Annotated in this window: 13 protein-coding genes; 1 reads left to right on the forward strand and 12 read right to left on the reverse strand. The window is 69.6% G+C overall.

Annotated features, from left to right (window positions below):
- The 12 genes from QQX04_RS04990 to csrA all read right to left on the reverse strand — a co-directional run bounded on the left by QQX04_RS04990 (position 1) and on the right by csrA (position 9,518).
- Positions 1-495 carry a hypothetical protein gene (locus QQX04_RS04990; RefSeq protein WP_301126817.1) on the reverse strand — a complete coding sequence of 165 codons (495 nt, stop codon included), beginning with the start codon at positions 493-495 and terminating at the stop codon, positions 1-3.
- Complete coding sequence (locus QQX04_RS04995; RefSeq protein WP_301126818.1) at positions 492-854, reverse strand: response regulator; 363 nt, start codon at positions 852-854, stop codon at positions 492-494. Before QQX04_RS04995 ends, QQX04_RS04990 begins: the two co-directional genes overlap by 4 nt.
- 30 nt (positions 855-884) lie before the next feature.
- A complete protein-coding gene (locus QQX04_RS05000; protein WP_301126820.1) occupies positions 885-1,379 on the reverse strand; it encodes a chemotaxis protein CheX in 495 nt (164 codons plus the stop codon).
- Positions 1,376-1,759 (reverse strand): response regulator, encoded by a 384-nt coding sequence (locus QQX04_RS05005; RefSeq protein WP_301126821.1) that lies wholly within the window; start codon positions 1,757-1,759, stop codon positions 1,376-1,378. Before QQX04_RS05005 ends, QQX04_RS05000 begins: the two co-directional genes overlap by 4 nt.
- A 5-nt stretch (positions 1,760-1,764) precedes the next feature.
- A complete protein-coding gene (locus QQX04_RS05010) occupies positions 1,765-2,571 on the reverse strand; it encodes a CheR family methyltransferase (protein ID WP_301126823.1) in 807 nt (268 codons plus the stop codon).
- Positions 2,568-3,629, reverse strand: a complete 1,062-nt coding sequence (locus tag QQX04_RS05015; RefSeq protein WP_301126825.1) for a protein-glutamate methylesterase/protein-glutamine glutaminase — start codon at positions 3,627-3,629, stop codon at positions 2,568-2,570. Before QQX04_RS05015 ends, QQX04_RS05010 begins: the two co-directional genes overlap by 4 nt.
- 145 nt (positions 3,630-3,774) lie before the next feature.
- Positions 3,775-4,194 carry a chemotaxis protein CheW gene (locus QQX04_RS05020; RefSeq protein WP_301126829.1) on the reverse strand — a complete coding sequence of 140 codons (420 nt, stop codon included), beginning with the start codon at positions 4,192-4,194 and terminating at the stop codon, positions 3,775-3,777.
- 1 nt (position 4,195) lies between these two features.
- Positions 4,196-6,604, reverse strand: coding sequence for a chemotaxis protein CheW (locus QQX04_RS05025; RefSeq protein ID WP_301126833.1), 2,409 nt, complete (start codon positions 6,602-6,604; stop codon positions 4,196-4,198).
- A 118-nt stretch (positions 6,605-6,722) separates the two neighbouring features.
- Complete coding sequence (locus QQX04_RS05030; RefSeq protein WP_301126835.1) at positions 6,723-7,001, reverse strand: hypothetical protein; 279 nt, start codon at positions 6,999-7,001, stop codon at positions 6,723-6,725.
- The gene (gene feoB / locus QQX04_RS05035) at positions 6,998-8,914 is read right to left on the reverse strand and encodes a ferrous iron transporter B (RefSeq protein ID WP_301126837.1); all 1,917 of its coding nucleotides are present in this window, start codon (positions 8,912-8,914) and stop codon (positions 6,998-7,000) included. Before feoB ends, QQX04_RS05030 begins: the two co-directional genes overlap by 4 nt.
- Positions 8,911-9,132: a FeoA family protein gene (locus QQX04_RS05040; RefSeq protein ID WP_301126839.1), complete on the reverse strand. Its 222-nt coding sequence runs from the start codon at positions 9,130-9,132 to the stop codon at positions 8,911-8,913. Before QQX04_RS05040 ends, feoB begins: the two co-directional genes overlap by 4 nt.
- Before the next feature lie 98 nt (positions 9,133-9,230).
- Positions 9,231-9,518: a carbon storage regulator CsrA gene (gene csrA, locus QQX04_RS05045; protein WP_301126840.1), complete on the reverse strand. Its 288-nt coding sequence runs from the start codon at positions 9,516-9,518 to the stop codon at positions 9,231-9,233.
- A 221-nt stretch (positions 9,519-9,739) separates the two neighbouring features.
- On the opposite strand from csrA, the gene QQX04_RS05050 reads away from it, so the two are divergent.
- Complete coding sequence (locus QQX04_RS05050) at positions 9,740-11,182, forward strand: HNH endonuclease (RefSeq protein WP_301126842.1); 1,443 nt, start codon at positions 9,740-9,742, stop codon at positions 11,180-11,182.
- The last annotated feature ends 7 nt before the right edge of the window (positions 11,183-11,189 follow it).

Raw genomic sequence — 11,189 nt, forward strand, 5'->3', positions numbered from 1 at the left:
CTAGAAGGCGACGACGACCGAGATCCGGCCCTCGCCATAACCCTGGATCGACAGCGTGCCGTCGATCCGGCCGCCCTGTTGAAGGGCAAGCTCGTTGACGTCCGCAGGCAGGGTCTCCCGCGGCGCGTAGGTCTCCTGCAGCTTCAGGTGAACGGTGTCCTTCTTGTTGAAGAGCGACGCCGCCACGTTGAGGATCTCCGACATGTTGTCGAACTGCGGAGGCGACACGAGGCCGCTCGACACGGCCTGCTCGGCCCCGTTCTGCGGCATCAGCGCGATCGCCGAGCCGCCACGTGCGATCAGCGGGATGTCCACGAGCGCGATCGCCTTCACGTTGCCGAAGTCGTCCACATAGGTGGCGCACGCGGCACCGTCGAGCGGGTCGACGCGATCTCCGTCGCCCCACTCGACGCCACGGCCCAGCATGCCCTCGAACAGCTCCCGGACCTCGAACGCCGTGGGCACCGGCGTCGGCTTCAGGTCGACGGCGCTCATGCGAGGAGCGGATCGATCGTGTCGCGGAACGTGTCCGCGGTGAACGGCTTGGCGATAAGGAACAGCGCGCCGGCCTGCTCGGCCGTCTCACGCATCTGATCCGAGCCCTCGGAGGTCACGAACGCGAACGGCGTCTCGTTGCCCTCACCGCGCAGGTTGCGCAGCAGCTCGATGCCGGTCATCTCCGGCATGTTCCAATCGGACAGCACGAAGTCGGGCGCGTTGGCTCGGATCTTCGTGAGGGCATCGGCGCCGTTCTCGGCCTCCTCGATGTCCCACCAGTCGTAACCCGCTTGGCGGAGCGTGCGGATCACGATCTGCCGCATGACGCGGCTGTCATCGGCGACGACAACCTTCATGTCGGCCACCTCTCTTCCTTGTTAGTCGGGTTATGACCTGGACGAAGGGTCCTCGTTCAGGACCCACAGGCTGACGCACAGGAGTGCGCCTCGCCACGTGACGCAGGCGTCCACCACGGGTGAGGCGTCGGCCAGCGTGGGCATCTCGTCGGACACCTCGGGCATCGTGAGGGCGCCCGGGTGTGTGACGAGGGACTTGACGTTCCCGCCGACCACGTTGACCAGCTCGCCGACGGCGTCGGCGAAGTCGGTCTCGGCCACGGGGGCGTCGTCCTCGAGATCGAACAGGATGCGGGCGAGGTCCTCGCCGGTGTCCCGTCCCATCGAGATGAGCACGCGGGCCTCGTCGCCGGCTCCGACGACGTCGACCCACGTGTAGGTCGGGTGGAGGATCGCAGGGCGCTCGCCGTACCACCGCATGAGGTGGCCGGGCTCGCCGTCGATCATCGTGGTGAACAGGTCCTCGGCGACTGCGAAGACCGGGTCCGGGTCCGCGAGGACCTCCCAGTTCGTGGTGACGGTCACAGCGTCTCCTTCGCCTCGACCAGCCCCAGGAACTGCAGCTTGTCGATGATGATGTCCGGGGTGAACGGCTTGATGACGTACTCGTGAGCGCCGGCGGCGAGCGCGCGGACGATCTGGTTCTGCTCGCCCTCGGTGGTGACCATCATCAGCGTGATGTCGCGCCACTCGTCGCGCTTGCGCGCCTCGACCACGAACTCGAAGCCGGTCATCACCGGCATGTTCCAGTCGATGCAGCAGAGCTGAACGTCGTCGTGCTCCTCGAGGCGGTCGAGCGCCTCCTTGCCGTCTCCGGCCTCCACCACGTCGAATCCGACGTCGGTGAGGATCCCTCCGACGATGCGTCTCATGACGCGCGAGTCGTCGATGACCAGTGCCTTCATGTCGTCTACTTCCCTTCGCGAGGCCTGTACACGGAGCTGCCACCTTCGTGGACCCGCTCCCAGGTGTCGTCGATTCCGATGGTTGTTTCGGCGGCGCCGAGGAACAGGTACCCGCCCGGGGCCAGCGAGCGCCGGACCCTGGCGAGAACGTCGCGCTTCGTCGCCACGTCGAAGTAGATGAGGACGTTGCGAAGGAACACGATGTCGAATGGTCCGCCCATGGGCGGCTGGTCCAGCAGGTTGTGCTTGCGGAAGGTCACCTGCTGGCGCAGGGGCGGAGCGATCTCGAAGGTCGCTCCCTTGCGCACGAAGTGCTTGACGAGGACCGGTGCGGGAAGGCCCCGGTTCACCTCGAGCTGGCTGTACGCGCCGAGGCGGCCCTTGGCGAGCACCTCCTCGGACAGGTCCGTGGCCACGATGCTGAGGTCGAGGTCCGGGTGGTGGTCCTTGACGGTCATGGCGATCGAGTACGCCTCCTGGCCGGTCGAGCATGCCGCCGACCACACCTTGATCCGGCGAGAGCCGCGGTTGCGCAGGTCCGGCAGGACGGTGTTGCGCAGCATGTTGAACGGCGTGATGTCGCGGAACCAGGAGGTCTCGTTGGTGGTGAGCGCCTCGACGACCTGCTCGTGCAGGCCCGTGTTGGCGCGCAGCGTGCGGACGTAGGCGTCCACGTTGGCTGCACCGGCGGAGCGGGCGAGGGGAGCGAGCCGGCTCTCGACCAGGTACTCCTTGCCCTTCTCCAGCTGGATCGCGCTGCGCTGGCGCACCAGCGTCGCGACGAAGTCGAATGTGTCAGGTGCGAGGCTCATCGTGCCACCTCCACGCGTCGTGCGGTCCGGCCGGTGAAGGCGCCCGCGATGGCGGGGGCGATCTCCGTGATCGGAAGGATCTGATGTGCGAGTCCGGCCGTGGCGACCGCGCCTGGCATGCCCCAGACGACCGACGTCGGCTCGTCCTGGACGACCACGCGGCCACCGGCGTCCTTGATGTCGCGGCAGGCGTCGCGGCCATCCGAGCCCATGCCGGTGAGGACGACGGCGAGCAGGTCGCCGCCCCACACCTTCACGGCCGACTTGAACATGACGTCCACGGCGGGCCGGCAGAAGTTGACCTGCGGGCCCTGGTGCGTGACGGCCTTCACGAGGGTTCCCTGGCTCTGGACCTCGAGGTGGTAGTCACCGGGCGCGATGTAGATGGTGCCGGGCTCCAGGCGGTCGCCGGCCTTCGCCTCCACGACGCGGCTCGGGCCGATGCGGTCCAGGCGTGCGGCGAGCTGGGCGGTGAACACGGGCGGCATGTGCTGAGTGACGAGCACCGGGACCGGGAGCGGGCCGGGAAGCGCGCTGACGACCTTCGAGAGAGCCTCGGGGCCACCGGTCGACGAGCCGATGACGACGGCACGTGGCCGACGGACGGGGCCGTCGTGCTGGGCGACGCGTGCGGGCGCACCCATGCGGGGACGGCCGACGAGGGCCTTGATCTTGGGGAGAAGCTGCTCCTTGATGACGCCGACGGCCTCCGTCGGGTCGGCGACGCGCGTCGGCTTGGTGACGTAGTCGGTGGCACCTGCCGCGAGCGCGTCCAGGGTGGAGGACGCACCGTGCGAGGTGAGCGTCGAGAACATGATGATCGGGGTGCGCACACCGCGGCGACGCAGCTCCGTGACGGTCTCGATGCCGTTCATCACGGGCATCTCGATGTCCATCGTGATGAGGTCGGGCTTGAGCGCCGCGGCCTTGGAGAGCGCGATCGACCCGTTCTGGGCGACACCCACGACCTCGATCGCGTTGTCAGCCGAGAGAGCGTCGGTCACGATGCGGCGCACGACGACGGAGTCGTCGACGACCAGGACCTTGATAGTTGCCATCGTCGGCCCCTATCCGGCGGATCCGGCGCCCATGGGGGACGCCCCGCTCTGCTTTGACATCATGTCTCCTCGTCCGGCGCTTCCTACGCCGAGGTGGTGCCGACCTGCCCTGAGGCGGCCGGCGGGGACTGGGTGAAACCTTGGATCAGACCTGTGCTGCAAGATCCACGTCGAGCGACAGCAGCAGGTCCTCCTCGAGCGAGTAGACGCCGGTGACGACCTCCTGGAGGGACTCCTCCAGGGTGGGCGGCGGCGGGCCGAAGCTGTCGCCGTCGAGCTCGAGCACATCGCCCACCTGGTCCACCAGGAGCGAGACGGGCTCGCCGTCGATGTTGACGACCATCATCATCGGCTCGTCCTCGGGGCCGTACGGGGCACGGCCGAGGCGGGCGCGCAGGTCCACCATGAGGACCACCTGGCCGCGCAGGTTCACCAGGCCGGCGACGGCCTCGGGAGCGTGCGGGACCGGGGTGTGGGCCTGCATCTTCAGGGCCTCCTGGACCCGGGCGACGTCGACCCCGTACAGGCGGTCGTCGAGCTTGAACGTGGCGAGCTGGTGACGCATGTCAGGCTCCCTTCCCTGCGCCGATGAGCTCGGCGACCTCGGACTGGTTGAAGACGTGCTCCTCGACCTCGTAGAACGCGGCGTCTGCCTGCGTCACGGCGGCCTCGAGGTCGAGCAGCTCGGTGACCTTGTCCTTGACGACGATCGAGCCGAGCAGCCCGTAGCCGGACACCTCGGAGCGCTCCTCGGCAGTCGAGTCGACGATGTCGACGACCTCGTTGGCGACGAGGGCGACGGTGCGGTCGCCTCGCGTGCAGATGATGAACGCGAGCTCCTCGCGGAAGGCGGCACCCGAGCCAAGCATCTGGGCCAGGTCGACCACCGGGGTGATGCGGTCGCGGTACTGCATGACCGTCGCTCCGCCCACGGTCTCGAGGACCTCTGCGGAGAGACGCTCGAGTCGGGTGACGGCGCCGAGCGGCATCGCCAGCTGACGACCCTCGCCGACGGCGACCACGAGCATCTGCTCGGTGTCCCCACGCAGCGCGGCCTCGTCGTGCACGTCGATCTGAGTCTCGGTGAGCTCGAGCGCGCGGCGTGCCACGGCCGGGATGTCGAGGATCAGCGTGACCGATCCGTCTCCCAGCAGGGTCGCGCCGGCGTAGAGGCCGATGGTCTTGATCGCGGTCGCGATCGGCTTCGCCACGATCTCCTCGGTGTTGCGGACCTTGTCCACGAGGAGGCCGAAGCGACCGCCGTCGGCCTGGAGGACGGTGATGACCGCGCCCTCGAGAGACTCGCGCTTGTCGCGGCCGAGCACGTCGCGCAGGTCCACGAGCGGCAGCAGCTGGCCACGCAGGCGGTACACGGGGGCGTCGCCCACGTGGTCGATGCCGGTCAGCTTGTCGTCGATCGCGAGCAGCTCGAGCAGGTTGACCTGCGGGATCGCGAACACCTCGTCCGCGCACTCCACCGTCAGGGCCGGCATGATCGCCAGGGTCAGCGGGATGCGCAGGCGCCACGTCGTACCGGTGCCCGGCGTCGACTGGACGTCCACGACGCCGCCGATCGAGTCGATCTTGGTCTTCACCACGTCCATGCCGACGCCGCGGCCAGACACGTTCGTGACCTTCTCCGCAGTCGAGAAACCCGGCAGGAAGAGCAGCTGCAGGATGTCCTGCGGGCTCATCGACTCGATCTGGCCAGCGGTCTTGAGGCCCTTCTCGATCGCCTTCGCGGAGATGACGTCGGGGTCGATGCCCTTGCCGTCGTCCGCGATCTCGATGACGACCTGACCACCCTGGTGGTAGGCGCGCAGACCCAGCACACCCTGCTCGGGCTTGCCTGCCTTCGCACGGTCCGCGGGGGTCTCGATGCCGTGGTCGATCGCGTTGCGGATCAGGTGAGTCAGCGGGTCCTTGATCGCCTCCAGGACGCCGCGGTCCAGCTCCGTGTCCTTGCCGACCATGTCGAGGCGGACCTTGCGGCCCAGCGCCGACGAGATGTCACGGACCATGCGGGGAACCTTGTTCCACACGTGGTCGATCGGCTGCATGCGGGTCTTCATGACGCCCTGCTGCAGCTCGGTCGCGATGAGCGACAGGCGCTGCGAAGCGCGCACGAGTGCGGGGTCGTCCATGTCGGCCGCAAGGTTCGTCATCGCGTTGCGGGCGAGCACCAGCTCGCCGACGTGACGCATCAGGGCGTCGAGGACGTCCACGTCCACGCGGATCGACTGCTCGGCGGCGGAGCGGACCGGGGTCTCCTCGGTGGTCTTGGTCTCCTCGGCGGGCTTCGCCGCGGCGGCGGGAGCTGCGGGAGCCGCGGGCTTCGCGGGAGCGGTGTCGGGCTTGGCCACGATCTTCTTTCCGATCTTCGGGGCAGGCTTCTCGGCGGCTGGCTTCTCGGCGACGGGCTCGACCTCAGCCTCGGCCTCGGGCGCCTCGTCAACGTCATCCGCGTCGTCGGCGTCGTCCTCGTCGTCCTCGTGAAGCGCGGCGACGGCGGCCTCGATGGCCTCCTCGGCGGCAGCCTCATCCACGGGCTCGGCAGGCGCGGCCGTCTCGGTACCCGCGCCACCCGTCGGGTCGTCCAGGACGGCCTGGATCTCCGCGACGATCGCGCTCGTGTCGATCGTGCCCTCGGTACCGGTGGACTCGATGACGCCCAGCAGGTCTCGCACGGAGTCGACCATCTTGAGGAGCACGTCGGCCGTCAGCTGCGTCATCACGCGCTTGCCGTCGCGAAGCTCGGCGAGAAGGTTCTCGCCCACGTGGGTCAGCGACTCGAGGTTGCCGAACGCCAGGAAGCCCGACGTGCCCTTGATCGTGTGGATCGTGCGGAACACCGAGCTCAGCAGTGCACGCGAGCTCGAGTCGCTCTCCAATGCGACCAGGTCCTGGTCCAGCTGGTCGAGGTTCTCATAGCTCTCGACCACGAACTCGCGGACGATCTCATCCATCGCGTCCATCGATACGCTCCCGTCACGTTGCTGCGGCTCTCTGCCGTGTCACGCGTCTCATCGGCCGGGGGTGCGCGATGGTGAGCAGTCGTGGAAGGAGGGGTCCGTCACACCAGGTGTGCGGGGGTCAGCGTGACAGCGGGCAGCCCGCGCACGCGACCTTCGCGCCGGGAATGCAGCCTGTGCCGCAGGCGGTGCCGGTGTCGACGACCAGGCCGAGCCTCAACGCCTCGGCGGCGACCGCGTCGGCCACGTCCCCGCGGATGCCGAGCTCACGGGCGGCCCCCGCGGGCGTGAAGCCGCGGCCCATGAGGGCGACGACGGAACCGAAGACGGACCCGGCGCCCTTGACAGGGTGGGTGTCCCGTCGGCCGGGGGCGGTGTCACGGGACGGGCGCGGGCTCACAGCCGGCTGCCGATCTGGAACACCGCCGTCGCGAGCAGGTAGGCGCCGGCGAAGGAGGTGGCGGCGGCGCTCGTCGTCCACTTCCAGCCATAGAGCCGACGCTGCTCGGCGAGCGTCGCGAAGCAGGGCATGTACGCGAGCAGGAACAGCATCATGGCGAGCGACGCGGCGGCGGGGTGACCGTCGGACGTCTCCGTGACCGTGGCACGCACCTGGTCGCGCAGGGCAGCCTCACCGGACCCGTCGTCGTCCACGGCGTAGGCCTGGGCGAGCGCGCCGACCACTGCCTCCTTGGCGGCGACGCCCGTGACGAGCGAGGCGGCGATGCGCCAGTCGTCGAGCCCCATAGGCGCGAGCGCGGGAGCCACACCCTCGGAGACGACGCCATACACGGAGTCCTCGACGGGAACATCGGCGACGCTGTGGCCGCCTCGTGCGGGGATCGCCTGGAGGACCCACAGCGAGATGACGGCGAGCAGGATGACTGTGCCGGCCTTGCGGAGGAAGGAGAGGACGCGCGACCAGACCGCGCGGCCCAGGGTGCGCAGGTGCGGCCACTGGTAGTCGGGCAGGGCGATGACGAGCGACTGCGGGGTGAGGTCCCGCATGACGGTGCCGCGCGCGAGCAGCCCGCCCAGCACGACCAGGACGACGGAGGCGACGTACATCCCGAAGACGACCGTGCCGGCGTTGTCGGGGAAGAACGTCTGGGCAAGCACCAGGTACACGGCGAGGCGGGCGGTGCAGGAGGTCAGCGGGACCAGCATGCCCGCCAGGAGCCGCTGACGCGCGTGGGGCAGCACCGCCGTCGCCGAGAGGGCGGGCACGTTGCATCCGAAGCCGACGATCAAAGGCAGCATCGCGCGGCCGTCGAGGCCGATGCTACGGAGAGCCTTGTCGGCGACGACGGCGACGCGAGCCAGGTAGCCCGACGCCTCCAGCGCGCTGATCGCCGCGAACATGAGCGCCATCAGCGGGACGAACGCGACGACCGCCGAGATTCCGGCCAGCACCCCTCCTACCAGGAACGACTCGAGCCATGCGGGCGCGGAGAGCGCCTCGAGCGTGGCGACCGTAAGAGTGGTGAAAGGACCGTCGACGAACCCGGCCATCAGGTCCATCAGCGGCGCCGCGGCCACCGTCGTCAGCTGGAACACGGCCCACACGACCAGCGCGAACACCGGGATGCCCGCCCACGGGCTGAGCAGCACCCGGTCCAGGCGATCGGAGAAGGTGTGCCGGGCGTCGTCCGGGGGGAGGACGGCGTCGACCACACTCTCCACCCAGTCGAAGAGGACCTGCGCGCGCTCCAGCTCGGAGTTCAGCGAGAGGTGATCGTGGTCGGCGGCCGGGAGGCCGCGCACGTGCTCGGGGCGGGCGAGCGAACGGCTGACCGCGAGCGCGAGCGCCTCCAGGCCGGCTCCCGTGCGGCCGTTCACAGCGACGACAGGGACGCCCAGCACCCGGCCAAGCGCAGGCACGTCGGGAGCGAGGCCACGGGAGGCGGCCAGGTCGGTCATCGTGACCGCCACCACCACGGGCGCCCCGGTGAGCGCGAGCTGGGCCAGCAGATACAAGGAGCGGCTCAGCGCCGTCGCGTCCAGCACCACGACCGACACGGCACTCTCTCCTGCTGCCATCGCGTCGGCCGCGACCTGCTCATCAGGAGAGCGGGCGACCATGCTGTACGTGCCAGGCAGGTCGACCAGGGCGACGTCGGTGGTGCCGCACCGCCATAGGCCCTCGGTGAGCGCGACCGTCGTGCCCGGCGCGTTCACCACATGCTGGCGAGCGCCGGTGAGGGCGTTGAACAGCGTCGACTTGCCGACGTTCGGGTTGCCGACGAGCAGCACCGTGGGGGCGTCGGTGGGCTTCGCTGGGGCTGACTGGCCGTGCTGATGAGCGGGGGTCATACCGGGTCCGCCTCGACCTCGGCCGCGGTCGCCGCATCGATCGCGATGCGGGCCGCGCCGATCGCCACGATCCTCGCCCCCGCCGCCGCGATGCCGACGACGCTCACGAGGGTGCCCGGCCGCAGGCCCATCTCCCGCAGGCGAAGGGCGGTATCCGACTCGGCGCTCACCGCGCGGATGCGTGCGCGGGCGCCCCGGGGAAGCTCGGCGAGGGTCACGGCCTCAGCGTAGGCACCGAGGTGAGGGTGGCCTTACCTACTTAGGTCCCGATTTCTGCAAGGAGATGCGTGCGTTATTGCGCAGGTGGAGCGAGACGTCAGGACGTGGCCGACGGCGGGGGGCCCGGCTTGGGGGACGCAGCGGGCTTGGGCGCCGGCTTGGGCGGCGCGAGCTTCTTCAGCGCCTCCACAGCGCTGTCGTCCACCGAGGCCGCCTCGGCGTTCTGCTTCTCCACGGCCTCGAGGATCTCCGCGCGCGTCACCTTCACCTCGCGCGGCGCGTCGATGCCGATACGGACGCCGTCGGAACGCACATCGATGATGGACACGATGATGTCCTTACCGATGACAAGGCGCTCTCCGACGCGACGTGACAGGACCAGCATGCGACGAGCCTAACGGGTGAGCGGGCCGTCGTGGCCTACGCCTGGCCGACGCGCGAGGCGCGGTAGGCGCCGCACCGCCGCGCCCATGGCCCGACGACGCGCGGATGATCGGCACCTCATGACCGCAACAGCGGGTCAGACGGGGCGTAGGCGCTCACGGTGGGCATGGTCGCCGCGCACCTTTTATCCCTTTTGTCAGACCCTCCTGATGGAATGGATCCATGACGCAGAGCACCGGGACCGTGACAGACGTCGCGGTGCTGCGCGCGCTCCTCGAGGACGTGGAGTCCCTCCCCCGGGCGGAGCTGCTGGCGGTCCAGCAGCGCGCCGTGGCCGTGCGCCGTGAGGCCGACGTGCTGCTGGCCAGAGTCGCAGCGGAGGTCGCTCGCCGGTCACAGCCGGACGACGGCAGCGTCGGGCTGGCCCGGCGCGAAGGGCATCAGAGCGCCCAGGGCCTGGTCGCGTCGGCCGCAGGCGGCAGTCAGGCCGAGGCCGCACGGCTCATGCGCGTCGGGCAGGTGCTCGCGCGAGACGCCGAGGCGACCCGCGTTTCCACGATCGACACGGCGGGATCAGCCGAGCCCTCGGCGTTCGGCGCGCGCGGTCGAGACGACGGTCCCCGCTTCCCGGCACTCGCTGCGGCACTCCGGGCGGGTCGACTGTCGGTCGACGCCGGCGCCTGCCTGGCAGATGCCCTGGAACGCGTCGCTGAGGTGCTCTCCGATGTCGACCTCGCGAAGTGGGAGACGGAGGTCGTCACCAAGGCGATCGGCCTGCCCCTCATGAAGGTCCGCAGGCTTGTCTCCTTCGCGGAGGCACCGGTGCGTCCCAAGGACCTGGAGGCCCGCGAGGAGCAACAGTACGCTCGCCGATCGGTGACGCTCCGACCCGAGGCCGACGGGATGATCACCCTTACCGCACACCTCGACCCGGTCTCCGCCGCACCCGTCCGCTCCATGCTCGACGCGTACGTCCGCGACGCATTCCAGAAGCGCCGCGACGCCCTCAAGGACACGGAGTCCCACTCACCCGCGGCTGATGGCGAGAACGCAGCGCTTGCCGCATCGATGCGCGCAGCCGGATCTCCCGAGCCCACCGCCATGCAGCTCCGCGCCGACGCGCTCGTCTGGCTGGCGCGGCACGCCCAAGGCTGCGAGTCCGATCATGCCGGCGTGAAGACCACCGTCGTCGTGCGAGTCGACCTGGACGCCCTTCGCGCCGGCATTGGTACCGCCGAGATCGACGGGGCACAAGGACCGATCAGCGTCACAGCGCTCCGCCAGATGGCCGCCGACGCCGAGGTCATCCCCGCCGTCCTCGGATCGGACGGCGAGATCCTCGACTGGGGACGCAAACGACGGTTCTTCACTCACGCGCAGAGACTGGCGCTCGTCGAACGCGACGGGGGATGCGCACGATGCCACGCACCGCCCAGCTGGTGCGAAGGGCACCACATCGAATGGTGGGAGCGAGACAAAGGTCGGTCCGACCTCTCGAACGGCGTGCTCCTCTGCGTCCGATGCCACCACGACATCCACCGAGACGGGTGGGACATCACCGTCAAGAACAACCGCGTGTACTTCACCCCTCCGCGGGCGCTCGATCGCACCCGCACGCCAGCGCTCGGAGGACGAGCGCGCGTGGAGGCGACGGTCAGCGTCTAGGCGGGGT

This window comes from Demequina zhanjiangensis (assembly GCF_030418315.1).
Classification (GTDB): Bacteria; Actinomycetota; Actinomycetes; order Actinomycetales; family Demequinaceae; genus Demequina; species Demequina zhanjiangensis.